The sequence below is a fragment of the Streptomyces guryensis genome, assembly GCF_021261325.1.
Lineage (GTDB): Bacteria > Actinomycetota > Actinomycetes > Streptomycetales > Streptomycetaceae > Streptomyces > Streptomyces guryensis.
This window is the reverse complement of the sequence record NZ_JAJSBI010000056.1, coordinates 1-23,732: the sequence shown is the minus strand read 5'-3', so window position 1 is coordinate 23,732 and position 23,732 is coordinate 1. Positions and strand designations below refer to the sequence as shown.

The following is a 23,732-nucleotide window of genomic DNA, read 5'->3' as shown; positions in this document are numbered from 1 at the left end:
CACCCGCCGACGGCACTCGGCGAACGGACAGCAGGCACCGATCCCCTATGAACAGCAGTCAGCTACCCTGACACTTGCCGCATAACGAAACGAACAGGTGTCCACTCCTCGGGGGCAAGGCCCGATCGACCGTCTGACCGGGCCGGTCTGTCCGCATAAAGAGCTGATCCGTCGGCTCGCGGCGAATAGATGCGAGCTCTGCGAGCGGCCGGGCGAAGTAGAAGCTCACCACGTCAAGTCGCTCAACGAGCTCCAACAGGCCGGTGACGCATCCTCCGATTGGGTGAAGATGATGGTCGCGCGCCGCCGCAAGACCCTTGTGGTCTGCGGCAGTTGCCACGACCGCATCCATCGGAGGAAGCCGAGTACGACGCGCACGCAGTAGTCACTGGAGAGCCGTGCTGCCCGGAAACGGGCATGGCCGGTTCGGTGGGAGGCCGGACGGAAAAGGACCTGCTCAGCAGGCACCTCGTCGTCCGGCCGACCCTACCCGCACCCTGCCCGACGAATGGGCCTACGCCCGCCCCTACCGCTCAGAGCAGGAACGACGTGACGCCTTCCCCGGCTGGCTGCACACCTACAATCACCACCGCGGACACACCGCGCTCAAGGGCCAACCACCCGCCAGCCGCGTCCCCAACCTCACAGGGCAATACACCTAGTCATCGCGCTGTCCGGCTTCCGCGAAGGTGAGTCGATCTCCGGTACTCCGAGCTTTTTCCGGCCTTACGAGTCCGTGGGCTTCCCGTCGTGCGGACGGCCGAAGTCCTCGACCGTCTCGGCCTGTTCACCGATGACCGGGCACCCGCCGTCGACCGGTGGTTGGAGTGAAAACTCGACGGGATGCCCTCGGGCATCCATCGCGCCGTCGAGGCCTGGGCCCGAACTCTCCTCGACGGTGGCCCGCGGTCGGAGCCTCGGTCCCGGCATACGACATGGGCTTACCTGGGTGAGATCCAGCCGGTGCTGCTGGAGTGGTCCAGCCGCTACGACCACCTGCGAGAAGTCACCCGGGAGGACATCCTCACGGCCCGTGACGCTGTCACAGGCAAACAGCGCGAAAGCCGGATCGTCGCACTGCGGTCACTGTTCCGGCACGCGAAGAAGAACGGCCAGATCTTCCGCAACCCGACGATCCGCATCCGTGTCCCCCGGCAGACCGGCGGCGCCCTCCAGGCCCTTGTCCAGGCAGACATCGACGAGGCCATCGCCACCACCATCACTCCAGACATCCGGCTCATCATCGCCTTGGCCGCCGTCCACGCGGCACGTCCGCAGATGATCCGCACCATGCAGCTGGACGACGTCGACGTGGGCAACCGGCGCATCACCGTCGGCGGCCACGTCCGCCCGCTCGACGACCTCACCCACCGAGCAGTCCTGGACTGGCTCGACCACCGCCGCGACCGCTGGCCGAACACGGCCAACCCTCACCTGCTGATCACGCAGAAGACCGCCGTCGAATTCGGCCCAGCCGGCAAGCTCTGGACCACCCGGGCCACCCGCAACCTCACCGCCACCCTCGAACGGCTCCGCTCGACCGGCAACTCGAAGAAGCGCTCAGCCACGGCGCCGACCCGCTCCATCTCGCACTGGTCTTCGGCATCGACGAGAAGACCGCCATCCGCTACGCGGCCTCAGCACGCGCGCTTCTGGGAGAACCCGCCGAGCAGGCATCGCAGTGAAACCCACTCGACCTGCTCAACCGACTGACGAGATCATGGACAGATGTCGTCGACCGAACCAGCAGCCCGCGAGCTTCAGGACCGTGCCGTTCTCTGGAGCATGGGCGAGATCCGCGCAACCGACGTCGTCACTGCTGCCTGTGATGCACTCGTCGCCGGCCTCGACAGTCCTGCCCTGCGGATCTTGGCCGCGTGCACACGCGCGGAGGCGGACTACGACGTCCCCGACCTCCTTCCCCCGGCGCTCGATGAACTGGGCCTCACCTTCCAGCCAGCGGGCAGCGTTGCCGGACAGGAAGCCGCCGCGCGAGCACTTGCCGCCCGGATGCTGGCCGGCGAACTGACGCCACGCGAGCTGGCTTTCAGGATCCATCAGCGCTTCGGGCACGAGCTGCCTCTGGCCGAGCGACTCGCCAACCTGGACGACGACTACGACGTCCTTGAATACGGCCACAGAACACAGGCGCAGGTGGACGCCGACGTCACGGCCGAAGCTCTTCGGCTTACACAGCACCCTCCTGTTCCCACCGAACCCACGGATCTACGGACCTGAAGCAGACCGGTGGCCCCGTGGGTTCAGGCTGAAGGAGCTTCGGTTTCCTTGAACCCACGGGGATCGAGGCCCCGGAGTCCTACCCCAGACACCAGGGAACAAGTAACCCGCCGGTAGCTCTCACGGCTTCATGGCCGCGGACTTCTTCGGCTGACGGGGCACGGTCTTGGCTTTGTCGAGGTGCCCATACACCGTCGACCTCGGCACACCGAACATGTCAGCGATCTGCTGGACGGTATTCTCCCGCTCGTCCTAGAGCCGTTGGGCGAGCGCGGCTTGGTCCTCGGTGAGCTTCGGCCGGCGCCCGCCGACCCGGCCCCGGGCCCGTGCAGAGGCGAGCCCGTCGTTCGTGTTCGCCACGATCAGCTCCCGCTGAAGCTTCGCCAGTACGGACAGCATCCCGGACATCGCTCGCCCCCCATGGTGGCGGTGTCGATGCCCTGCTCGATGACGTGCAACCCGATCCCACGCTCGCGCAGCTCGGCGCCAAGAGGGTGACCAGGTGCAGCACGGAACGGGAGAGCCGGTCGAGCCGGGTGACCTTCAACGTGTAGCCCTCACGCAGCAACTGCATGACGAGGCCGAGCTTCGGGCGCGACGCCTTCGCGCCGCTGGCGACGTCGACGTGGATGTTGTCGCGGTCGACGCCGTGGCGGAGAAGCGCGTCAATCTGATGATTGGGGTTCTGGTCGGCCGTTGATGTGCGGCAGTAGCGAATGAGCATTGTCGGAAGCCATCCGAAGGACCGTTCTCCGACGTTGATTCCCGACGCGAGTTGCCGACACTGCCCACCTGCGGGTTCGTGATCACGGTCCCGAGTGTCGGCAGACGATCGTTTGACGACACTCCACCCGAGGGGCGCTTGCCTTTCGTCATTCATGTGACGGGGCGGCTCACCCTGCCTGACCCTCGTCGGTGATCCTTCTGGTCACTTGTTGAGCCGGCTGAGCTGAGACCGGTAGTCGGGCAGGTCGATGGTGCTGATCTTCTGCCCTTCCTTGAGCGTCCAGTTCAGGAGGGAGCGCCTGCTCAGGAGGCCGTTCCGGATGCGGAGGCCGATTGTTGTGCCGGGTGCGAGGAACTTCCCGGTGCGGTTGCCGCCCTTCTGGCAGCCCTGGGCATAGCCGCGCATCGCGTTCTCATACCGGCTGAAGGCTGCACGGTGGTCGCCGTTGGCCAGCGCAAGTTCGCCGGCCAGCACGTAGGCGGCCACCACGCCGGTTCCGGTGCCCATGCCGCCGATCGTCGCGCCGCAGGCGGCGTCCCCCACGAGGCCGATGCGCCCTGCGGACCAGGCATGCACGTCTGCCCGGCTGATCGAGTCAAAGTACAGCTCCGGAGCCTGTTTCAGGGAGTCGAGGAGTCGCGGCACCTCCCAACCGAGCCCGGCGAATGCCTTGGAGATCAAAGCCTTCTGTTGCTCCAGGTCATGGCGGTCGTACGCGGCCTGGGGCGCTGCGAAGACGAAGAATGCGCGGGCCTTCGCCGCGTCCCGGTGATCGCTGCCGACGCTGGCAAGTCGACCCGGCGCGTTGTAGCCGACCGAACCACGCCCGAATCCCAGGTAGTTGGGCAGCTGCCAGGTGGCGGCGTAGTAGCCGAGATGACGGACGAAGCTTTCCTCGGGGCCGAAGGCAAGTCGGCGCACGTTGGAATGCAGCCCGTCCGCGCCGATCACGAGGTCGAACTCGCGTGGTGCGCTGCGCCGGAAGGTGACCTGGACGCCTCCGGCGGTCTCGGTGAGGCCGGTGATCGAGTCGCCGAAGATGTATTCGGTGTGCCGGCGGCTGTGCTCGTAGAGCACCCGAGCCAGGTCCCCGCGAAGTACCTCCACGTCGCCGCCGGCGAACTCGGCTGGCAGGTGCAGAAGAGTCCGGCCGTGCTCGTTGACGAAGCGTATGGGGCTGCCGCCGGTTTGGATCCGGCGCAGCTCCGTGAGCACGCCCATGCGCTCCAGCACGGTGAGGTGTGCCTCTCCCCGGAAGTCGACGGCCTGGCCGCCGTCGCGCAAGGCCGGTGCCAGCTCGACCACTGTGGGCTGGAAGCCGTAGCAGCCGAGCCAGTAGGCCAGGGCCGGACCAGCGATGCTGGCACCGGAGATGAGGACTTTCTTGCTCAAGGAAACCACTCCCCACGAAAACTGTGTCCACTGGACACTGATTATTAGTGTGTACGGACGACGCAGTTTTGATGGATTGGCAACACCGCAGATGGGAGCGGAGAAGTGAGCGACGAGCGGAGCGAGGCCGTACGGCTGCTCTGGGGCCCGCATTCGAAGCCCTCACGGGGGCCCAAGCCCGCACTCAGCCTGGACCGCATCGCGCGGGCCGGCATCGAGATCGCCGAAGCGGAGGGCCTGGCCGCTGTGTCCATGCAGCGGGTTGCCGGGCGGCTCAGCGTCACCAAGATGGCGCTCTACCGGTACGTGCCCGGCAAGGCGGAACTGGTCGCACTGATGGTGGAGGCCGCAATCGGCGCGGCTCCACCGTCGGACGGACCGCGCTGCGGGTGGCGCGAGCAACTCGGCGACTGGGCCTGCCGACTGTTCACCGTCTTCCACCAGCACCCATGGCTGCTGGACGCCACCGTCGGCCCGAGGATCCTGGGCCCCAGGGAGCTTGCCTGGATGGAGCAGGCCGTCGCCGCACTAGTCGGCACGGGCTTGTCGGGCGCCGAACAGTTTGACGCGGTCGCCCTGCTGGCCGGCCACGTGCGTGGAATCGCCGAACAGGCCCGCGCGGTAGGTCAGGCAGGTAACCCTGAAGTGCAGCTCATCGACACCCTCGGGGAACTGATGCAGGCACACGGCGAGCACTACCCCGCCCTCACCGCCGCACTGGCCTCGGCGACCCAGCACGGCGGACAGGACGAGGCACTGGAGTTCGGCCTACAGCGCATCCTGGACGGCTTGGGACTACTCATCGCCCAGCGCTCGAACTGAACTGGACGGCGCTGGCCGCCGCACGGGGATGGGACACGATGGGCGGGGCGACGTCGAGCCGCTTGTCCATCTCCAGCCGGAACGTGCCGTACGGGTTGATGTTCGACCAGAAGAGCGCGGTCAGCCCGCGCCGGTCCTCGTCCGAGAGCTTCTTGGCCCACGCCGGTTCAGAACGGTGTGGTGTTTGCGCCGGTATGCGTCCGGGCCTGACCAGGAGGTCGTGCGCGCCGGCACGGCGGGAGCGACGGCCGGCTGACCCGCTCACGTATGCAAGAGGCCGCGGACGGCCGGACCGAGTCCGGGGGACCGACAGCGAGGACGTCGGTCCGGCCATCCGCACATGTCCTGAAGCACACAGCAACGTCAGGACCGAGAGCAGTGCCCACACGACCACGACCTGCATGACCACCCCCAGGACCCTTCACTCGTCAGGTGCATGCACCCGCTCCTGCGCACACGGCTGATGTCACGACAACGGACACGCAGTCACGCAGAGTTCCCGGCAGGCACAGTGAGTTTCCAGCGGCCCGTCGCCGGACAAGCTCCACAAGGCAGCCGAGGATTCAGGCTGACGGTGTCCGGACGCCCGGCACCCAGTCCGGCAGTGCCTCCGTCTGCCCCACCCACTCGGCCGGTGGCATTCCGGCCTTCCCGGCGGCGAGCACGCCGCCGACGATGGCGCAGGTGGTGTCCACGTCACCACCGACCTGCGCGGTCGTCCAGAACGCCTGCTCGAAGTCGCCGAGGGCTCGCGCGGCCGACCAGAGTGCGAAGGGGACGGTGTCATGGGCTGACGTACGCCGTCCACAGCCCAGTACGGCCGCGACGGTGCCGGCGTCGGCGTAGTCGAGCATGTCCCGTGCGCGCCGCAGGCCCGCCCCGACGGCGCTCTTCGGGACGAGTGCGACGACTCCGTCGAGGAGTGCCTCCGGGCCCGGCGGGCCACCGGGGGCCGCGACCAGCGCGGCGGCCGCCGCAACCGCCATGGAGCCGACGACGGCCTCTCGGTGCTGATGGGTGGGATACGCGGAGATCTCCGCCTGGTGGGTCGCCTGTTCCGGGTCGTCCGCGTACCAGGCCCCCAGCGGGGCGATCCGCATGGCCGCTCCGTTGCCCCAGGACCCCCGTCCGTTGAAGAGCTCGGCGGCCAGCTCACGCCAGTCCCCGCCTTCCCTGACCAGCCGGAGCAGACGGTTGACCGCGGGGCCGTACCCCCGGTCGAAGTCATGGTGGTGGGCGAAGGAGTGCGCCAGGGCGTCCTGGTCGATGCGGTGGTGGGTGGCAAGGACCGCGACCACGGAACAGGCCATCTCCGTGTCGTCCGTCCACTGCCAGTGGCCCGGCGGCAGCTCGCGACTCTTCAGCAGCGGATAGTTCACCGGCACGAAGAACTGCGAGCCCAGCGCATCCCCCACCGCCAGTCCACGCAGGCTGGCCAGGGCACGGTCCAGGCGCCCGTCGGAGGACGAATCAGAGGTCATTGCTCTGCCACTCTATCCGGTGATCCCGTACGGTTCCGGATCTCGCCAGCGTTCGAAAGGCCGGTCAAGCGCGTACTTGCCGTCGTCCCCGAGAACGAGCATCCGCATCTCCGCGTTCCCCGGATTCGACAGCGCCTCGAATTCCGCGACCGTCCAGTGGAACCAACGCATGCAGAACAGCCGCATGGCCAGCCCGTGGGTCACCAGCAGCACGTTGGAGGGGTGGTCGGGGGCCTCGAAGCTGCGGTACAGGCTCTCCAGGAAACCGCCGACCCGGTCGTACACGTCGGCACCGGACTCCCCCTGGGCGAACCGGTAGAAGAAATGGCCGTACGCGTCCCGGTAGGCCTTCTGGAGGCGCACATCGTCGCGGTCCTGCCAGTTTCCCCAGTCCTGTTCGCGCAGCCGGGGCTCCTCGCGCACCCGTATGAGCTCGGGATCGAGATGGAAGGCGCGCAGCGTCTCGTGGGTTCGCCGGTAGGGCGACACGTACACGCTGACGCGTTCACGCCCGAAGACCTCACGCAACCGCTTACCGGTCTCCTCGGCCTGCTGCCGGCCGCGCTCGGTCAGCGCCAGCGCGTGGTCGGGCTCGCGCTCGTAAACGGTGTCATCAACATTGCCCGTTGACTCCCCGTGCCGGACAAGGACGATGCGCCGTGGTCGTGCCATGCCAAAACCCTAGATCGGGTGACGGCCGATCGAGCACTCGTACGGGCTCCATACGGCGTAGGTCACACACTTCCTGCACCACTGGCCACGCCAGGGTGCACGATTGACGCATCCAGTTTCCAAACCCACCACGTCAGACCGTCCAGGTCGGCTCCAGCTCGATGATGTCGCCCGTGAGGGCAGCGACGTCCGTCTCCGTCTGGGCCCGCAGGGCGAGTCGCTCCACGCGCTCGGTGCGGTATTTGCCGTGTTCGGCGGCCGAGCGCCACATGGACAGCACCAGGAACTCGTGTCCCGGCGCCTCGCCGAACAGGCCCCTGATCATGCCGGGAGAGCCGGCCATGGCGGGGTTCCAGACCTTCTCCTGCATCAGCGTGAAGTGCTCGGCCCGTTCCTCGTGGACTCTGCAGAGGGCCACTCTCAGCAGATCCGCGTCGGTGAAACGCGGTTCGAAGCCGGTCTTCACGTCGAAGCGGTAGTCGAAGAGCTTGACCTGGGCGTCCTTGAAGGTGCCCGACTGGGCCGCCGCCAGCCGATCGTGGGAACGGGCCATGAAGGAGTCGTAGAAGGCACGGCTCTCCCAGAAGGCGAAGACGTGCGCCACACCTGTCCGTCCCCGGCTCCAACCACCGCCTTGTCCCCGAAACCCCGGCTCCCCCAGAAGCCCCGCCCACTTTCGCTGCCCCCGCTCGAAGCCGCGGCGGTCCACCACGGTGCAGCGAATCCACTTGACCAGCACCGCGCCATGGTAAGGCCACGGAGCGTGGCGCCGGTCACGCTCCGGTGGACAGCACCGGCGCACACCTCCACGCGCGCGTGGCAGGATGGACAACAGGCCCAGTCCGTCGCGCAGTTCGGGCCGGACAGGGACACACGGGGAGACGGGGAAGGGGAGGTCCGGTGACCGGCATCAACAAGGGGATCCGCAAGGTCGAGGTCGCACTCAAGTGGGATCCCAGTCCGGCGGGACAGGCGGCCACCGATCTCGACATCGTCGCCGCCACCTACCCAGCGGGCGCCGCGTACGGCGATCCCGCCTATGTGGTGCACTTCGACAGCCGTTCCCCGGACGGCACGATCTACCTCAACCGGGACAGCAAGGACGGCAAGGGCTTCGGCTGGGACGAGGTCATGACGCTGGAGCTCGAGCGGCTCAGCGAGCGGTACGCGCGCGTGGTGGTCGGCGTCGTCATACAGCAGCGCTCGGCGCACCGGACCTTCGTCGGCGTGATCAACCCGGGGCTGCGCATCCGGGAGGGCTACACCGTCCTGGCCGAGGACGACTTCGGCGACGTCCTCGGGGCCACGGCGGCCACGGTCGGGGAGTTCATACGCGACGAGTCCGGCGAGTGGACGTTTCGTCCCGGGATCCACGGCTTCGAGGACGACCCGGAGACGTTCACCCGGGACATGGGCCGGGCGCACCAGCCCTGACGTCCGGTCAGCCGGCGGTCCATCCCGGAACCGTCGGCAGTACCTTCTCGGCGACGCGGAACAGGGCAGCGTCGTCGGGCACCGCGAAGTCCTGGCGCCAGATGGAGACTTCGAAGTAACCGCCGCCGTCCTTTGCGTCGCGGGCGACCAGCAGGTTGCGGGCGATGCCGCCGGGGCCGCTCTTGGCCTTGCCGCCGCCGAGGTTGAAGCTCAGGGCGATGGTGTGGTCCGAGTAAACGACCGCCGGGTGTCCGAGCACCGTCTTCGTCTCCGCGCCGGTGCCCAGGAGGCCGGTCATGTCGGCCACGCCGAGACCGTCGTGGGATGCCGAGAGCCTCAGGGAGTACGTCTTCAGGTCGACGTCCGCCTCGGGGGTCGTGGACTTCGCGCCGTCGGCCGAGGTGAACGTGCTCTCGTTGCCGTCGGCGGTCTGCGCGTACTCCTCCGGTGTGCCGAGCAGCACCGGCAGGTCCGGGCGGTTGAGCGCCGTGCAGAGCTGGGCGCCCGAGACAGGTTTCGACGGCTTGTCGTGCGTGGCCGTGCAGGCGGCCGGCCCGCGGTCGGCGGACGCCTTCGAGTCCAGGTCCAGAGCCCAAAGGAGCCCTCCGAGGCCCCCGACCACCACGATCGCGGCGATCACCTGAGCCGCCACGTTCATGGACTTCTCGGGCTCGTTCGTTGCCTTCTTGGAGTCGGCGAAATCGTCGACCATGTTCCCCACGTTCCCCACCCTGCCGTTCGCGCCGGTCGTGCGCGGGGGGAGCGTAACCTGTGACCGCCTTACGGGGGAACAAGTTTTCGCATTGGAGTGAAAGCCGAGGGCGGCGGAGCCAGGAAGCACTCCACCGCCCTCAAAGCTGGTTCACCACGGGTGTCAGCTGCAACCGCTGGTCGAACCGCAGCCCTCGCAGATGTAGCAGGAGCCGGCCCGCTGCATCTTCGTGCCGCAGGAGAAGCACAGCGGGGCGTCGGCCTGGATGCCCAGCTGCATCTCCACCAGCTCGGCACTGGTGTGGGCCTGCTGCGGCGCGGGCTTGGCCGCCTCGACCTCGGCACGCGGCATGGCCACGGCCTTCAGCTCCTGGGCGCGCGGAGCCGACTGGGCGAGGCCCTCGACGTCCAGCTCGTCCTCGGAGGGCTCGTACGAACCGGTCTCCAGGTGACGCTGGCGCTCCTCGGCGGAGTGGATGCCGAGGGCGGAACGCGTCTCGAAGGGCAGGAAGTCGAGTGCCAGGCGGCGGAAGATGTAGTCGACGATCGACTGCGCCATCCGCACGTCCGGGTCGTCCGTCATGCCGGCCGGCTCGAAGCGCATGTTGGTGAACTTCGAGACGTACGTCTCGAGCGGCACACCGTACTGGAGGCCGACGGAGACGGCGATGGAGAAGGCGTCCATCATGCCCGCGAGAGTCGAGCCCTGCTTGGACATCTTCAGGAAGACCTCGCCGAGACCGTCGTCCGGGTAGGAGTTGGCGGTCATGTAGCCCTCGGCGCCGCCGACCGTGAAGGACGTCGTGATACCGGGACGGCCCTTGGGCAGGCGCTTGCGGACCGGGCGGTACTCGACGATCTTCTCGACCGTCTCGCGGATGGTCGCCTCGGCCTTCTCCGTGACCTCGACCTTCTCCTTCTCCTTGGTCTTGGCGGAGAGCGGCTGACCGACCTTGCAGTTGTCGCGGTAGATGGCGAGCGCCTTGACGCCCAGCTTCCAGGCCTCGAAGTAGATCTCCTCGACCTCCTCGACGGTCGCCGACTCCGGCATGTTGACCGTTTTGGAGAGGGCACCGGAGATCCACGGCTGGATCGCGGCCATCATGCGGACGTGGCCCATCGCGGAGATGGAGCGCTCACCCATGGCGCAGTCGAACACCTCGTAGTGCTCGTGCTTGAGGCCCGGGGCGTCGACGACATTGCCGTGCTCGGCGATGTGGGCGACGACCGCCTCGATCTGCTCCTCCTGGTAGCCCAGGCGGCGCAGCGCCTGCGGAACCGTGCCGTTGACGATCTGCATCGAGCCGCCGCCGACCAGCTTCTTGAACTTGACCAGGGCGAGGTCGGGCTCGAGGCCGGTGGTGTCGCAGGACATGGCCAGACCGATGGTGCCGGTCGGGGCGATGACGGACGCCTGGGAGTTACGGAAACCGTTCTTCTCACCGAGGCGCAGCACGTCCTGCCAGGCCTCCGTGGCGGCGGCCCAGATCGGCGTGTCCAGGTCGTCCATGCGGACGGCCACGGTGTTGGCGTCGGCGTGCTGCTTCATGACGCGGTTGTGAGCACTGGCGTTGCGGGCGTAGCCGTCGTACGGGCCGACGACCGCGGCGAGTTCGGCGGAACGCTTGTACGACGTGCCCGTCATCAGGGAGGTGATGGCACCGGCCAGGGCACGGCCGCCGTCGGAGTCGTACGCGTGGCCGGTCGCCATCAGCAGGGCGCCGAGGTTGGCGTAGCCGATGCCGAGCTGGCGGAACGCGCGCGTGTTCTCACCGATCTTCTGGGTCGGGAAGTCCGCGAAGCAGATGGAGATGTCCATCGCCGTGATGACGAGCTCGACGACCTTGGCGAAGCGCTCGACATCGAAGGACTGGCGGCCCTTGCCGTCGTCCTTCAGGAACTTCATCAGGTTCAGCGAGGCGAGGTTGCAGGACGTGTTGTCCAGGTGCATGTACTCGCTGCAGGGGTTCGAGCCGTTGATACGGCCGGACTCCGGGCAGGTGTGCCAGCGGTTGATCGTGTCGTCGTACTGGATGCCCGGGTCGGCGCACGCCCAGGCGGCCTCGGCCATCTTGCGGAAGAGCGACTTGGCGTCGACCTCCTCGATGACCTCGCCGGTCATGCGGGAGGTGAGGCCGAACTTGCCGCCCGCCTCGACCGCCTTCATGAACGTGTCGTTCACGCGGACCGAGTTGTTGGCGTTCTGGTACTGGACGGACGTGATGTCGTCGCCGCCGAGGTCCATGTCGAAGCCCGCGTCACGCAGAGCGCGGATCTTCTCCTCTTCCTTCACCTTGGTCTCGATGAAGTCCTCGATGTCGGGGTGGTCGACGTCGAGGATGACCATCTTGGCGGCACGGCGCGTGGCGCCACCCGACTTGATCGTTCCTGCGGAGGCGTCGGCACCGCGCATGAAGGAGACGGGGCCCGAGGCGTTGCCGCCCGAGGACAGCAGTTCCTTGGAGGAGCGGATGCGGGAGAGGTTCAGGCCGGCACCGGAGCCGCCCTTGAAGATCATGCCCTCTTCCTTGTACCAGTCGAGGATCGACTCCATGGAGTCGTCGACGGCCAGGATGAAGCAGGCGGAGACCTGCTGGGGCTGCGGGGTGCCCACGTTGAACCACACGGGGCTGTTGAAGCTGAAGATCTGGTGCAGGAGGGCGTACGCCAGCTCGTGCTCGAAGATCTCCGCGTCGGCGGGCGAGGCGAAGTACTTGTAGTCCTCACCGGCCTTCCGGTACGTCTTCACGATGCGGTCGATGAGCTGCTTGAGACTCACCTCGCGCTGGGGGGTGCCGACGGCACCGCGGAAGTACTTGCTGGTGACGATGTTGACCGCGTTCACCGACCAGAAGTCGGGGAACTCGACGCCGCGCTGCTCGAAGTTGACCGAGCCGTCGCGCCAGTTGGTCATGACGACGTCACGGCGCTCCCAGACCACCTCGTCGTACGGGTGCACGCCGGGGGTGGTGTGGATGCGCTCGATACGCAGGCCCTTGGTCGCCTTGGTGCCCTTGGCGCGGGAACTCCGTGCCGGACCGCTCGCCGTCTCTGTCATGCCGCCTCCCTGTACGGGCTAAAACGCCCTGAAGTGCCCCGATGTTCCCGTGGCACGGTGTTGTGTCTGGTGTTGCGGGCATCTCGCGCTGCCGCCCGCAACGGGTCTTCGATAGCCGCCGTCCGGCCGGAATCGGGGCCTCCGCCCGGTTCCGGCTCGCCGATCAGTCGGCGGCGTGGACGGGCTCGGGGACCTGAGCAGTCCCTCCGGGCCCGCAGTCTTCTTCCTGGCCCCCCGCGACAGCGCCCTCGCGGTCGTCGTTGTCCGCGGCGACGGGTCGCCTCTCCTCCCTGAGTTCCGCGATCGCGGCCTCGAAGTCCTCGAGCGAGTCGAACGCCCGGTAGACGGAGGCGAATCGCAGATACGCGACGAGGTCGAGCTCCTGCAACGGGCCGAGTATGGCCAGCCCAACGTCATGGGTGGTCAGTTCGGCGCTTCCCGTGGCCCGCACCGCCTCCTCGACCCGCTGGCCGAGCTGGGCGAGTGCGTCCTCGGTGACAGGCCGTCCCTGGCATGCCTTGCGCACGCCATTGATGACCTTGGTACGGCTGAAAGGCTCGGTGACTCCGGACCGCTTGACCACCATGAGCGAGCACGTCTCCACGGTCGTGAAACGACGGGAGCAGTCCGGACACTGGCGGCGCCTGCGGATCGACGTGCCGTCGTCGGTCGTACGACTGTCGACGACACGGCTGTCGGGGTGCCTGCAGAAGGGGCAGTGCATGAACTCCCAACCCTCCTCACAGCAGACTCAATAGCCTCGCTGGGCCTCATGGGCCCCTCGAAGCAGCCCCAAGCATAGGCGATCGCCAGGAGCCTGAAGACCCGGGGGACCACAACTTCTGGGCTGCTGCCGCAATCCAACCACTAGATGTGGGGATTGGCCCATGCACGCAAGTCGTACGCGCGTGTCGCGCATGTATCGGCATGTGCCACGCGACCGGGGCGCCGCACCGGTTCCGGAGGCGCACAGCCGTACCGTTACGGCACATGCGGAGATACCGTGGGCGCCACAGGGAGGGGACGTGCGGCTCCCGCGCAGATGGGGGCCGGTTCCCGGTTGACGGAATGCCAGGTGGCAGACTGGGGCAGTAACCCACGAGGTCAGCACCCCGGCGGTGAAGAGTACAACAATGGGACCTTTTGTCCGCCAGGTGCCGCGTTAGCCATACACCCAGACACGTGATCACGTCAGGTGATCCGCGTTTTTTCACTCGAACGTGTGTTTGGCGCAACCTTTCGAAAGCAACTACCGTTGTCCAGCAGGGAGACCATCGAGAGGGGCCGACGTGACCACCACCGCAGACAGTGCCACCATCACTGCCCAGGACCGCTCCCAGGGCCGACTCGAGCCGGTGCATGCGATGAACGAAGCCGTGAATCCCGAGGGGCACAAGCGCTCCCTGCCGGGCCGACCTCCAGGCATCCGGGCAGACAGCTCGGGACTCACCGACCGGCAGCGCCGGGTGATCGAGGTCATCAGGGACTCCGTGCAGCGGCGCGGCTACCCGCCGTCGATGCGGGAGATCGGCCAAGCGGTCGGCCTCTCCAGCACGTCCTCGGTCGCACACCAGCTGATGGCACTGGAGCGCAAGGGCTTCCTGCGCCGCGACCCGCACCGCCCGCGCGCGTACGAGGTGCGCGGCTCCGACCAGGGCGCCTCCGTGCAGCCCACCGACACCGCAGGAAAGCCCGCCGCGTCGTACGTCCCGCTGGTCGGCCGCATCGCCGCCGGCGGTCCGATCCTCGCCGAGGAGTCGGTGGAGGACGTCTTCCCTCTCCCCCGCCAGCTGGTCGGTGACGGCGAGCTGTTCGTGCTGAAGGTCGTCGGCGACTCCATGATCGAGGCCGCGATCTGCGACGGCGACTGGGTCACGGTGCGACGCCAGCCCGTCGCCGAGAACGGCGACATCGTCGCGGCCATGCTCGAAGGCGAGGCCACCGTCAAGCGCTTCAAACGCGAGGACGGCCACGTCTGGCTCCTCCCGCACAACGCTGCGTACGAGCCGATCCCCGGCGACGACGCGACCATCCTCGGCAAGGTGGTGGCAGTGCTGCGGCGCGTATGACGGCTGCGGCGGGCGGTTCGTACAGAATCACCCTCTGACCGGGCCCCGGGACCCCTGCGCCGGTTCCGGGGCCCTGTGCTGCCCGGCGGGCCCCGACAGCGGGCGTACCGCCCGGGGGTTGGTCTGTCACGGCGACGCAGCAGACCAACCCCCGATCATTCGTCCTCTGACTTCTTCGCCATCGCGTCGATCGCCGCCAGTGACTTCCGGACCTGGTTACGGTCTGTCGTGTACCAGAAGTCCGGCAGCGACGCCTTCAGATAGCTGCCGTACCGCGCCGTGGCCAGTCGCTGGTCCAGTACCGCGACCACCCCGCGGTCCCCCGAGGCCCGTACGAGGCGGCCTGCGCCCTGGGCCATGAGTAGCGCGGCATGCGTGGCGGCAACTGCCATGAAGCCGTTGCCTCCCGCGTCCTCCACCGCCTTCTGGCGGGCGCTCATCAGCGGGTCGTCCGGGCGCGGGAACGGGATCTTGTCCATGACGACCAGCTGGCAGCTGGAGCCGGGAACGTCGACGCCCTGCCAGAGCGACAGCGTGCCGAACAGGCATGTCTTCGGGTCGGCGGCGAAATTCTTGATCAGCTCACCGAGCGTCTCCTCGCCCTGGAGCAGGATCGGGAACTCCGGGATCCGGGAGCGCAGTTCCTCGGCGGCGAGCTGCGCGGCACGCATGGAGGAGAAGAGGCCCAGGGTGCGGCCGCCGGCCGCCTGGATCAACTCCGTCAGCTCGTCCAGCATGTCCACGCGGTCACCGTCCCGCGCGGGGCGCGACAGATGCTTGGCGACGTAGAGGATGCCCTGCCTGGGGTAGTCGAAGGGTGAGCCGACGTCGACACCCTTCCACTGCGGGAGGTCCTCGCCCTCCGTACCTTCCGGGGAGAGCCCGAGGGAGGCGCCGACACCGTTGAAATCGCCGCCCAGCTTCAGCGTCGCGGAGGTCAGTACGACGGAGCGGTCCGCGAAGAGCTTCTCCCTCAGGAGTCCCGACACGGACATGGGGGCAACGCGCAGGGAGGCTCCGAAGCGGTCGTGGCGCTCGTACCAGACGACGTCCCACTCGGATCCGTTCGTGATCCGCTCCGCCACATCGTGCACCGTCTCCACGGAGGCCAGCGCCTGCTTACGGACCGCGTCCTCGTCCTGGACGGACTTGTCGCGGGTCGCGCCGATCCCGGAGATCACCGTACGGCAGGCGTCGCGCAGAGCCATCAGCGCGTACCCGAGGTCCTCCGGGATCTCCTCCAGGCGGCCGGGCAAGGCCAGCTCCATCAGCCGCTCGAAGCCCTCGGCGGCGGTCTGGAGCTGATCGGCGGCCTTCTCGTTGACCAGTTTCGCGGCGCGACGGACCGCACGGTTGACCTGGCCGGGCGTGAGTTCACCCGTGGCCACTCCGGTGACCCGGGAGACCAGTTCGTGCGCCTCGTCGACGATCAGCACCTCGTGCTGCGGGAGGACAGGGGCGCCCTCGATGGCGTCGATGGCGAGCAGCGCGTGGTTGGTGACGACCACCTCGGCGAGCTTGGCACGCTCGCGGGCCATCTCGGCGAAGCACTCGGCGCCGTACGCACACTTCGTGGCACCCAGGCACTCCCGGGAGGAGACCGACACCTGCGCCCAGGCCCGGTCGGACACGCCGGGCGTGAGGTTGTCGCGGTCGCCGGTCTCGGTCTCGTCCGACCACTCGCGCAGCCGCAGCAGGTCCTGGCCCAGTTTGCTGGTGGGCGCGGCCGCCTCGAACTGGTCGAAGAGACCCTCCTCCTCGTCCTGCGGGACTCCCTCGTGGAGTCGGTGCAGGCAGAGGTAGTTCGATCTGCCCTTCAGCATCGCGAACTCCGGGCGGCGGCGCAGCAGGGGGTGCAGCGCATCCACGGTGCGCGGCAGATCCCGCTCCACGAGCTGGCGCTGCAGGGCGAGGGTGGCCGTCGCGACGACAACACGCTCCCCGTGCGCGAGCGCGGGCACGAGGTAGCCCAGCGACTTTCCGGTGCCGGTGCCGGCCTGGACCAGCAGATGCGAACCGCCGTCGATCGCCTCTGCGACGGCTTCGGCCATGGTCACCTGGCCAGGGCGCTCCGTACCGCCGACGGCAGTGACGGCAGCATGCAGGAGTTCGGGGAGTGAGGGCTTCGTCATAGCGCGACCACCCTACGGCCCGGCACTGACAATCGGGTGATCAAGACGGGGACGAGGGGCGGGATCAAGACCGCGGGTTCCTTGGGTGAGAGTCGGGGCGGATCGCTCGGGAAGATCGGCTCGGGGGCCCTTGAGGCCGGGCACCGTGGAAAAACCACCGGCAGCAGTGGGAACCGGATCAGCTCGGGCGGTGTACCAAAAGTGACGCTGCGACGACACGGCGTCACAGCAGATCGCGCAGGGACCGGTCTCGGATCATGAGGGCGGCTTGCTTGGCGGGCAGGTCGACCTCTGCGGAGAACCGGAAACCGGCGCTCAGAAAAGCAGCGACGGAGGGGGTGTTGCGAAGGTCTGGTTCAGCGATGACGCGTGCGCACGCAGGCCGCTTGTCGAGGACGAGGTCCGCCGCGGCTCTGAGCAGGGTGCTGCCGAGCTTGCGGCCTCGGTCGGCGACCCCACCGATGAGGAGGTGAAGTCCGGTGTCATGCGGTCGGGCGGGATAGTGGCGGGCCAATGGGTCGAGGTCCGCCCGGTAGATCTCCCAGTAGCTCATCGGTGTGCCCTCCAGCACGCCGAGGCACGGAACACTGCGTCCGTCGCCGGAGAGCTGCGCCCGCAGGTGGCCCTCAGTCACGGTCGCAGGGCCGGCCAGGTCCCAGAACTCCGCGACAGCGAGGTCGTTCATCCAGCGTGTGACAAGCGGTAGGTCCCGCTCGACGTGCACGGGGACAAGCTGGAACACGCCCACGGGTGTGACGACCGGCCCCCAGTCGGCCACACGGTCGAGGAGGTCGCCGTCGGCTCTGGTGATGGAAACGGGCGGGGCTGGATCTTCGCACCGGGTTCGTGGCTCGCCGGAGTCGGTTTCCGCTGCGAAGAGTGCAAGCAGTTCGTCGGGCAAACGCAGGTCCAGTGTGTCCTCGTTGTCCGTGCTCGCGCCGGTGCTGCTCTCATCCGCATGAGGGCTCGAATCGGAGGCGGTGCCGGGGGCGGTGGCTGCGTGTGCGCTGGCGTCGGTGGGAGACACGGCGCCGCTCCTCTCAGAAGGCGGGATGGGGCATGTTCCTCAGAAGCGAAGGGAGTTGACAGTGGTCGGTGGTGGCTTTCAGGAACGGAGGGGGTTGGTGATGGTGACGTAGACGGACTGGGTGTCGACCGGACCGACGAGTTCGTCGAGACCGTGCAGGCGGGTCAGCAGGTTGGCCTTGCAGCGCAGGACGGGTGAGTCCAACAGGAGGGCAGGGAGTGAAGTGCCCAACGGGGCGGGGCCGGAGGCGACGTCGCTGAGGAAATGACGGAAGGCGGCGAGCAGCAGCCATTCGTCGGCAAGGCGCTGGGAGCCGAAGGCGCCGATGAGGCCGAGCACGTTGTTGATCGCGAGGTAGTAGGCGAAACGCTCGTCAGTGACCTCGTCGGAGACGAAAGTGTCGCTGTGCTCCCCGATACCGGGCAGCCGGGCATCGAGTTGCGCGCGGCGGGACTCCCGGAAGTAGTAGCCCTGGTTGTCGCGGTAGCGGCCGCCGACGGGCCAGCCGTCGGCGTCGAGCAGGAGCAGCGTGTTCTGCTGATGCGCCTCCAGGACGATCCCCGCTGCCGCGTCCAGCCACAGCACGGGACGGACGACCTGCTCGAGGTAGCGCAGGAACCACTCGGCGGCAACGACCGCACAGGGGTGACCGGTTCGGCCCGCGAGGCGCGTGATGACCGTGGCGAGCCGGGACTGCAGGGGCGACGGTCCATCCTCCGGGCGCGCTGCGCCTGAGGTGCCGTCTGTCCCGGCCTGCGGCCGGGGCGCGACGAGGCCGGCGATGCAGGAGACGTTGTCGGACGGGTTGAACGGGTTGTGGCGGATCATCACGTCGAGTCCGGGCACGGAGCTGCCGTCCGGCGCGTCGACCGCGAGCCAGGCCGGGTCGCGGACGATGTCGAAACCCGGGTGGGCAGCCTGCCACTGCTTGGACAGGCCGCGGCGCAGCAGGCGGTGGACCTCGACCCCTCGATGCAGTTCCTTGCGGAGGTTCTCACGCTGGGAGTTGGTGATCCGCAAGCCCAGCGACAGTTTGAGCATGGCAGGGGAGCCGGACCGGTGGACGGTGCGTACGGACGAGGTGGGGTGCCACGGTGAGCCGTGCGTACCGAGGTCACGAAGGAGTCCGTCGTCGAACAGTGCTGCCGTCTCGGCGCGTTGCCGCACCTCGCGCAACTGCCAGGGGTGCAAGGGCAGAGCTGCGTAACCGTCGGGAAGAGCCAGCGCGGTTTCGGCGAGCCTTGCCATGAGCTGGGGTGCGGGGACGGGACGGCCACGCTCGGTCCAGGCGGAGTCCGTGGCGAGTACGGAAGGGGCGACAGCCAGCCAGTGCAAGGGGAAGGAGCCGCGCAACTCCGGCGAGTACAGGCGCGCTTCGGCTTCGGACAGGCCTTCGCGGCTCTTCGGTGTGGGGTGCAGCGGGTGACCGAGTACGAGCGCCTGCTCGGACGCGAGGAAGAGGTCGGGTCCGTCGGCGGGGCGTTCCCTCCGCTCGCGGATGAACGTGACCGTACGGCGGAGGGAGTCGGCGACGCGGCCGACCAGGTCCGGGCCGGATGAGGAGGCGGCCGCGTCGTTGCCACTGCCAGGCGTCTCCCTGGCCAGGAGTGCAGCGACCGTAACCGCGTCGGCCGGCAAGGAAGGTTCGGGGGCGTTGACGAGGAAGGGGAGACCGAACCGGTGCCATCCCGTTGGAGACCAGTAATGGACCGGGGCAAGGAGGGCCGTGCCGCTGGCGGGCAGAGGGATACGGAGTGTGCCGTCGTCGGGGGCGGGGAGGCCGGCTTCACGCACCCAGCAGCGCAGCAGGTTCTCTACTGCCGCAGCGTCTGCTGCGGTGCACGGATCGGGATGCTGAAGGAGATCGGCGGCTGCGTGGCGCGGACTCTCGGCGACGGGGGCTTTGCGCTGCTCCGGAGCATTCTCCAGCCCCAGGGCCCTGCGTTGCTCCGGTGCCGGGACTTGTCGCGGCGCGCTCTGTGGCTGTCCGTGGCCTCTGTGCTCCGGAACCCTGCTTGTACCAGAGACCTCGTCCCGCTTCAGCCCGCTGCCTGCTTCCGGGCCCCCTCCCTGACCAGCATCCCCGCACTCCCCTCGGGCTCCACAGGGGGCCGAAGCCCGAGCCGTCCCCTGACCCTGCTCCGGCTCTCGCTCCGACTCCCGCCCCAGCTTCGGCTCCCGCGCGGCTGCCCGTTCCCGCCGGCAAGCCGTAGATGGGGCCGCCGGTACCGGCGGAATCTGCTCGGAAGGCGTCGTGTCGAAGGAATCTCGCTCAGGGGCGTGGGCACGAGCGTCGGATGCAGACGTGGGGTTCAAGGCGGTCCTAGTGCGTGGTTCTGGCTCGGGAGGTGACGAACCTGAGCTGTACTGCGGTTCAGGGGGCGACAGATGTGCGCAGTCATGGACGTTGGCGCAGACGGCACATACACGTGCGCGCGCATCAGTTACCGAGGTGACCCGCCCGCTCAGTGCGCTCGCCGTGCGGCCGGTGCTGGCGATCGGGTCCGTGCGGCCGTCGTATTCCAGGTGGTCGGCCGGAGTGGTCGCGGGCTGCCGTCTCCACCGCGTCGGCGAGTCGGTCGAGCACGGCGGCCGCCTGTTCGTCGCTGATCGTCAGTGGCGGGAGGAGCCGCACCACGCTTGCGTGGCGGCCCCCTACTTCGACGATGAGGCCACGGCGCAGGCACTCCCGCTGGACGGCGGCCGCGAGTTCGGGATCGGCCGGGCGCGGGCTGCCGGGGCGGGAATCCGGCACCGCCGCCTGAGTCGCCTCATGGTTGAGGGGCTCGCACCCCACCGAGTCCCCGGACCCGTCACGGGAACCTCCGCCACCGAACGTCCCGCCCCCGAGCCCCCCGCAATCCCCCTCCGCATCCACCAGCTCCATCCCGATCATCAGGCCCCTCCCCCGCACATCGCCGACGCAGGGGAACTCCCGGGCCAGGGAATGGAGTTGAGCGAGCATGCGGGAGCCGAGGGTGGCCGCTCGCTCGGCGAGGTGGTTTTCGCGGACGTAAGTCAGCGTGGCCGTGCCTGCGGCCATGGCGAGTTGGTTGCCGCGGAAGGTGCCCGCGTGGGCGCCGGGTTCCCAGACGTCGAGGTCGTCGCGGTAGACCACCACGGCCAGGGGGAGGCTACCGCCGATGGCCTTGGAGAGGACCATCACGTCGGGGGTGATGCCACTGTGCTCCACCGCCCAGAAGCCACCGGTCCGTCCGACCCCCGTCTGGACCTCGTCGGCGATCAGCGGGATGGAGCGGGCCGATGTGATCCTTCGCATGCGCCGCATCCACTCGTCCGGCGCGGGGATCACCCCGCCCTCACCCTGGACGGGTTCCAGGATCATCCCCGCAGGATGGGGCACCCCCGACCTGGGGTCGTCGAGGACGGATTCGGTCCAGCGGGCGGCGAGTTCGGCGCCGCGCGAGCCGCCGACACCGAAGGGGCAGCGGTAGTCCTGGGGAAAGGGGAGGCGGGCGACTCGTACGTCCGAGGCGTTCCCGGACGCCTCAAGGGCTCCGGCGGTCATGCCGTGGTAGGCGCCGGTGAAGGCCAGGAGTCCGGTGCGGCCGGTCGCGGTGCGGACGAGTTTGAGCGCCGCCTCCACCGCGTCGCTGCCCGCCGGTCCGCAGAACTGGACGCGCGCGTGGTCGGCGAGACCGCGCGGCAGGGTGCGGAACAACTCGGTGACGAATGCGTCCTTGACGGGGGTCGCCAGGTCGAGGACGTGCAGCGGGGCACCGGAGTCGAGGACCTTGCGGATGGCCTCCAGTACGACGGGGTGGTTGTGGCCGAGGGCGAGCGTCCCGGCTCCGGAGAGGCAGTCCAGGTAGCGGCGGCCGTCGGCACCCTCGATGGTCAGCCCCCGGGCCCGAACGGGCACGATAGGCAGGACACGCGCATAGGTACGCGCCGCCGATTCGCGCGCCGACTGCCGTCGCAGGATCCCTTCGTGCGCCGCCCGCCCGGTGACGGACACCTCACCGGCAGTACGCCGCCCAGGAGTCCCGTCGGACGCGCTCCCACCGCATGCAGACTCGGCCACAACTCCCTGCCCTCCCGCCGGGGGACCGCACACGGACAGCAGGACCCCCACCGCTACCAACCGCCCGCCCCTCACCGGGTTACGGGTTGCCTCAAGATCCTTTCCGTGACGGAACCGTTGCCGGTCCAACTCATGCGCAGCCCAGCGCATTTGACGTCCAATGTCGACATCAGCCGGGTTCCACCAATACCTGTCCACCCATGCGAATGCGTTCCACGGTTACTGGCAGCGCCCTCAGGGGGATGGAACGTGCAGCTCAAAGCACCTGCCGGGCAGGTGGGCCAGGCGCCTTCCAAGACCTTTGCCCATGTGATGGTTCACATGGCCACGGCGTCCGGTGACCCGATCCTGCCGTCGATTCTGTCCGACCTGAGTGGTGCGCTACGGTCACGCCACGAGCTGACGGGCTCCGCCGCCGACGTCGAAGCCGTCGCGCTCGCCCAGGAGGCCCTCGGCCTGGCCCAGATCGGCAACCCCCACCGCGCAGCGCTGCAGATCAACCTGCACAGCGCTCTTCTCCGCCGCTTCGAACGCAGCGCTGACCGTCATGATCTATTGGACGCGGGTGATGCGGCCGTCCTCGATGTGCCGCCTGGCTGGCGACGGGGAAGGGCTCGATACGCGTTGCATCCATGCCCTTGGACAGTCGGTCCCAGGGCTCTGAGGTGACCGGCGGCCTGCCGGTTCAGGGGCGAGGTGGGGTGCTCAGGAACCGGTGGAGGGAGGTCGTCATGCTGGTGACGAATGTGTCGCGGGTCGGGTCGTCGAGGTGGTCCAGGGACAGGTAGGGGTTGAGGTCTTCCAGCTCGACCAGGAGCAGGTCACCCTCCTGGGTGCGGCAGGCGTCCACGCGCTGGATGCCGTGATCGAGGGTGTTCCAGTCGATGAAGCGGCGCGCGCAGTCGAGGTCGGCTTCGGTGGGCTGGTAGGGCTCAAGGACCCAGCGCCGTTCGGGGTCGGGGGCGTGCAGTGCGTACTGGAAGGCATCGTCGACGTAGTAGAACGACACCTCGTAGCGAAAATCGATGCGGGGCTGGACGAGGATGTCGCCGTAGCCGAGGCCGGCCAACTGCTCCTGAGGCACGAAGCTGAGGCCGATGGAGTCTGCCCCTGCCTTCGGCTTGACCACGTACTGGTCGGCCTCGGGCAGGCGGCCGAAGTCCTGGGGCCGGTCGATGGTGGGGATGACCGGGTATCCGGCTGCGGTCAGGTCCAGCAGGTATTGCTTGCCGGCCATGTCGGCCCGGCCGGACAGCGGGTTGTAGACCCGGGTGCCGCGCGCTGCGGCCTGGTCGCGGAAGGCGTCGTATTCCTTCTGGTAGTGCAGCACGGGGCCACTGTTACGGACCACGACCGCGTCAAAGGCGTCCATCAGTGCCGCGGCGTCCAGTGGATGGCACAAAGCGACGTCGAAGTCATTCCGTAGCCGCGACGACAGGAAGATGTCCTCGTCGCAGTAGCGCCGCCCCCGGGCCTCGTAGGCGAGATCGGTCACGAACAGAACGCTGGGGCGGTCGGACACGGGGTAGCTCCTGGGTTGGTGGCCACCAACCTACCCAAACCGCCGGGCACCCCCGGCACCGGACGGCACCGGACGGTCCCACCCACAGTCAATCACCGTGAGGCGGTGGTGCTTGCCGGAGAAGGTCACGTCCGGCACGGGGCGATGGGGGTCGGTGTAGATCCGCAGCAGTTCGGCGGTTATCTCGTGCGAGACGAACTTGGCGCCGGGAAACCTGGTGGCACCGGCGATGTGGTCGTCGTGGTCGTGCGTGGATGGTGTCCCGCCGAGTGGTGTAGCAGCGATCTCTGCATAGCCCCTGGTCATGGGGCGGCCATCGCGCAACTCTCCGAGTAGCGAAGCTCGTTGAGTGAGAGGTGACGCGATGGCCTTGTCCCAGCATGACTTACTCCGCCTGATGGA

At 68.3% G+C, this 23,732-nt stretch carries 22 protein-coding genes and 2 pseudogenes; 7 read left to right on the top strand and 17 right to left on the bottom strand.

What is annotated here, in order from left to right:
- Nucleotides 1-97 precede the first annotated feature (97 nt).
- The 4 genes and pseudogenes from LJ657_RS49305 (at nucleotide 98) to LJ657_RS47490 (ending at nucleotide 2,238) form a co-directional block, all read left to right on the top strand.
- The gene (locus LJ657_RS49305) at nucleotides 98-385 is read left to right on the top strand and encodes an HNH endonuclease (RefSeq protein WP_372488081.1); all 288 of its coding nucleotides are present in this window, start codon (nucleotides 98-100) and stop codon (nucleotides 383-385) included.
- A 106-nt stretch (nucleotides 386-491) separates the two neighbouring features.
- A pseudogene (locus LJ657_RS47500) lies at nucleotides 492-662 on the top strand (integrase core domain-containing protein); the annotation flags it as partial.
- A 181-nt stretch (nucleotides 663-843) separates the two neighbouring features.
- Nucleotides 844-1,713 (top strand): site-specific integrase, encoded by an 870-nt coding sequence (locus tag LJ657_RS47495; protein ID WP_232655977.1) that lies wholly within the window; start codon nucleotides 844-846, stop codon nucleotides 1,711-1,713.
- Nucleotides 1,714-1,728: 15 nt separating this feature from the next.
- The gene (locus tag LJ657_RS47490; RefSeq protein WP_232655976.1) at nucleotides 1,729-2,238 is read left to right on the top strand and encodes a hypothetical protein; all 510 of its coding nucleotides are present in this window, start codon (nucleotides 1,729-1,731) and stop codon (nucleotides 2,236-2,238) included.
- Between the two features lie 252 nt (nucleotides 2,239-2,490).
- Here LJ657_RS47490 and LJ657_RS48485 read toward each other — a convergent pair whose 3' ends face one another.
- From LJ657_RS48485 to LJ657_RS47480, 3 genes and pseudogenes are all read right to left on the bottom strand, one after another.
- Complete coding sequence (locus LJ657_RS48485; RefSeq protein ID WP_269787769.1) at nucleotides 2,491-2,646, bottom strand: hypothetical protein; 156 nt, start codon at nucleotides 2,644-2,646, stop codon at nucleotides 2,491-2,493.
- Between the two features lie 139 nt (nucleotides 2,647-2,785).
- Nucleotides 2,786-2,962 (bottom strand): annotated as a pseudogene (locus LJ657_RS48480) (recombinase family protein); the annotation flags it as partial.
- Between the two features lie 204 nt (nucleotides 2,963-3,166).
- A complete protein-coding gene (locus LJ657_RS47480) occupies nucleotides 3,167-4,357 on the bottom strand; it encodes an FAD-dependent monooxygenase (protein WP_232655983.1) in 1,191 nt (396 codons plus the stop codon).
- A 105-nt stretch (nucleotides 4,358-4,462) separates the two neighbouring features.
- Between LJ657_RS47480 and LJ657_RS47475 the strand changes: the two genes are divergently transcribed.
- Nucleotides 4,463-5,179 carry a TetR/AcrR family transcriptional regulator gene (locus LJ657_RS47475; protein WP_232655975.1) on the top strand — a complete coding sequence of 239 codons (717 nt, stop codon included), beginning with the start codon at nucleotides 4,463-4,465 and terminating at the stop codon, nucleotides 5,177-5,179.
- Here LJ657_RS47475 and LJ657_RS47470 read toward each other — a convergent pair.
- From LJ657_RS47470 to LJ657_RS47455, 4 genes are all read right to left on the bottom strand, one after another.
- The gene (locus LJ657_RS47470; RefSeq protein ID WP_232655973.1) at nucleotides 5,157-5,444 is read right to left on the bottom strand and encodes a transposase; all 288 of its coding nucleotides are present in this window, start codon (nucleotides 5,442-5,444) and stop codon (nucleotides 5,157-5,159) included. The genes LJ657_RS47475 and LJ657_RS47470 overlap by 23 nt on opposite strands.
- Nucleotides 5,445-5,742: 298 nt before the next feature.
- A complete protein-coding gene (locus LJ657_RS47465) occupies nucleotides 5,743-6,660 on the bottom strand; it encodes an ADP-ribosylglycohydrolase family protein (RefSeq protein ID WP_232655972.1) in 918 nt (305 codons plus the stop codon).
- Nucleotides 6,661-6,672: 12 nt separating this feature from the next.
- Nucleotides 6,673-7,332: a histidine phosphatase family protein gene (locus tag LJ657_RS47460; RefSeq protein WP_232655970.1), complete on the bottom strand. Its 660-nt coding sequence runs from the start codon at nucleotides 7,330-7,332 to the stop codon at nucleotides 6,673-6,675.
- Between the two features lie 133 nt (nucleotides 7,333-7,465).
- Nucleotides 7,466-8,071, bottom strand: coding sequence for a YdbC family protein (locus tag LJ657_RS47455; protein WP_232655969.1), 606 nt, complete (start codon nucleotides 8,069-8,071; stop codon nucleotides 7,466-7,468).
- A 161-nt stretch (nucleotides 8,072-8,232) separates the two neighbouring features.
- On the opposite strand from LJ657_RS47455, the gene LJ657_RS47450 reads away from it, so the two are divergent.
- On the top strand, nucleotides 8,233-8,766 hold the full coding sequence (locus LJ657_RS47450) for a TerD family protein (RefSeq protein WP_232655967.1): 534 nt from the start codon (nucleotides 8,233-8,235) through the stop codon (nucleotides 8,764-8,766).
- Nucleotides 8,767-8,773: 7 nt separating this feature from the next.
- Here LJ657_RS47450 and LJ657_RS47445 read toward each other — a convergent pair whose 3' ends face one another.
- The 3 genes from LJ657_RS47445 to nrdR all read right to left on the bottom strand — a co-directional run bounded on the left by LJ657_RS47445 (nucleotide 8,774) and on the right by nrdR (nucleotide 13,259).
- The gene (locus LJ657_RS47445) at nucleotides 8,774-9,478 is read right to left on the bottom strand and encodes a DUF6215 domain-containing protein (protein ID WP_232655965.1); all 705 of its coding nucleotides are present in this window, start codon (nucleotides 9,476-9,478) and stop codon (nucleotides 8,774-8,776) included.
- A gap of 162 nt (nucleotides 9,479-9,640) precedes the next feature.
- Nucleotides 9,641-12,535 (bottom strand): vitamin B12-dependent ribonucleotide reductase, encoded by a 2,895-nt coding sequence (locus LJ657_RS47440; protein WP_232655964.1) that lies wholly within the window; start codon nucleotides 12,533-12,535, stop codon nucleotides 9,641-9,643.
- A gap of 163 nt (nucleotides 12,536-12,698) precedes the next feature.
- Nucleotides 12,699-13,259, bottom strand: coding sequence for a transcriptional regulator NrdR (gene nrdR, locus LJ657_RS47435; protein WP_232655960.1), 561 nt, complete (start codon nucleotides 13,257-13,259; stop codon nucleotides 12,699-12,701).
- Between the two features lie 565 nt (nucleotides 13,260-13,824).
- On the opposite strand from nrdR, the gene lexA reads away from it, so the two are divergent.
- Nucleotides 13,825-14,604 carry a transcriptional repressor LexA gene (gene lexA, locus LJ657_RS47430; protein ID WP_030947215.1) on the top strand — a complete coding sequence of 260 codons (780 nt, stop codon included), beginning with the start codon at nucleotides 13,825-13,827 and terminating at the stop codon, nucleotides 14,602-14,604.
- A 155-nt stretch (nucleotides 14,605-14,759) separates the two neighbouring features.
- Here lexA and LJ657_RS47425 read toward each other — a convergent pair whose 3' ends face one another.
- The 7 genes from LJ657_RS47425 to LJ657_RS47395 all read right to left on the bottom strand — a co-directional run bounded on the left by LJ657_RS47425 (nucleotide 14,760) and on the right by LJ657_RS47395 (nucleotide 23,636).
- Nucleotides 14,760-16,736 (bottom strand): ATP-dependent DNA helicase, encoded by a 1,977-nt coding sequence (locus tag LJ657_RS47425; protein WP_232655958.1) that lies wholly within the window; start codon nucleotides 16,734-16,736, stop codon nucleotides 14,760-14,762.
- Nucleotides 16,737-16,959: 223 nt separating this feature from the next.
- Entirely contained in the window at nucleotides 16,960-17,763 is an 804-nt protein-coding gene (locus LJ657_RS47420) for a GNAT family N-acetyltransferase (protein WP_232655955.1), read from the bottom strand.
- Nucleotides 17,764-17,841: 78 nt separating this feature from the next.
- Nucleotides 17,842-19,692: an IucA/IucC family protein gene (locus tag LJ657_RS47415; protein WP_232655979.1), complete on the bottom strand. Its 1,851-nt coding sequence runs from the start codon at nucleotides 19,690-19,692 to the stop codon at nucleotides 17,842-17,844.
- Nucleotides 19,693-20,203: 511 nt separating this feature from the next.
- The gene (locus LJ657_RS47410; RefSeq protein WP_232655954.1) at nucleotides 20,204-21,742 is read right to left on the bottom strand and encodes a diaminobutyrate--2-oxoglutarate transaminase family protein; all 1,539 of its coding nucleotides are present in this window, start codon (nucleotides 21,740-21,742) and stop codon (nucleotides 20,204-20,206) included.
- Between the two features lie 453 nt (nucleotides 21,743-22,195).
- Nucleotides 22,196-22,357, bottom strand: coding sequence for a hypothetical protein (locus LJ657_RS47405; protein ID WP_232655953.1), 162 nt, complete (start codon nucleotides 22,355-22,357; stop codon nucleotides 22,196-22,198).
- Between the two features lie 136 nt (nucleotides 22,358-22,493).
- Nucleotides 22,494-23,330, bottom strand: a complete 837-nt coding sequence (locus tag LJ657_RS47400) for an ATP-grasp domain-containing protein (RefSeq protein ID WP_232655951.1) — start codon at nucleotides 23,328-23,330, stop codon at nucleotides 22,494-22,496.
- Between the two features lie 30 nt (nucleotides 23,331-23,360).
- On the bottom strand, nucleotides 23,361-23,636 hold the full coding sequence (locus LJ657_RS47395) for an MBL fold metallo-hydrolase (RefSeq protein ID WP_232655950.1): 276 nt from the start codon (nucleotides 23,634-23,636) through the stop codon (nucleotides 23,361-23,363).
- Nucleotides 23,637-23,732 lie beyond the last annotated feature (96 nt).

Bases quoted from the DNA above. Each gene is read 5' to 3' on its own strand.
- LJ657_RS47495 (WP_232655977.1), top strand. From the start codon at position 844: ATGCCCTCGGGCATCCATCGCGCCGTCGAGGCCTGGGCCCGAACTCTC.
- LJ657_RS47405 (WP_232655953.1), bottom strand. From the start codon at position 22,357: ATGACGGTCAGCGCTGCGTTCGAAGCGGCGGAGAAGAGCGCTGTGCAG.
- LJ657_RS47460 (WP_232655970.1), bottom strand. From the start codon at position 7,332: ATGGCACGACCACGGCGCATCGTCCTTGTCCGGCACGGGGAGTCAACG.
- LJ657_RS47440 (WP_232655964.1), bottom strand. From the start codon at position 12,535: ATGACAGAGACGGCGAGCGGTCCGGCACGGAGTTCCCGCGCCAAGGGC.
- LJ657_RS48485 (WP_269787769.1), bottom strand. From the start codon at position 2,646: ATGTCCGGGATGCTGTCCGTACTGGCGAAGCTTCAGCGGGAGCTGATC.
- LJ657_RS47490 (WP_232655976.1), top strand. From the start codon at position 1,729: ATGTCGTCGACCGAACCAGCAGCCCGCGAGCTTCAGGACCGTGCCGTT.
- LJ657_RS47425 (WP_232655958.1), bottom strand. From the start codon at position 16,736: ATGACGAAGCCCTCACTCCCCGAACTCCTGCATGCTGCCGTCACTGCC.
- LJ657_RS47465 (WP_232655972.1), bottom strand. From the start codon at position 6,660: ATGACCTCTGATTCGTCCTCCGACGGGCGCCTGGACCGTGCCCTGGCC.
- LJ657_RS47445 (WP_232655965.1), bottom strand. From the start codon at position 9,478: ATGGTCGACGATTTCGCCGACTCCAAGAAGGCAACGAACGAGCCCGAG.
- LJ657_RS47395 (WP_232655950.1), bottom strand. From the start codon at position 23,636: ATGACCAGGGGCTATGCAGAGATCGCTGCTACACCACTCGGCGGGACA.
- nrdR (WP_232655960.1), bottom strand. From the start codon at position 13,259: ATGCACTGCCCCTTCTGCAGGCACCCCGACAGCCGTGTCGTCGACAGT.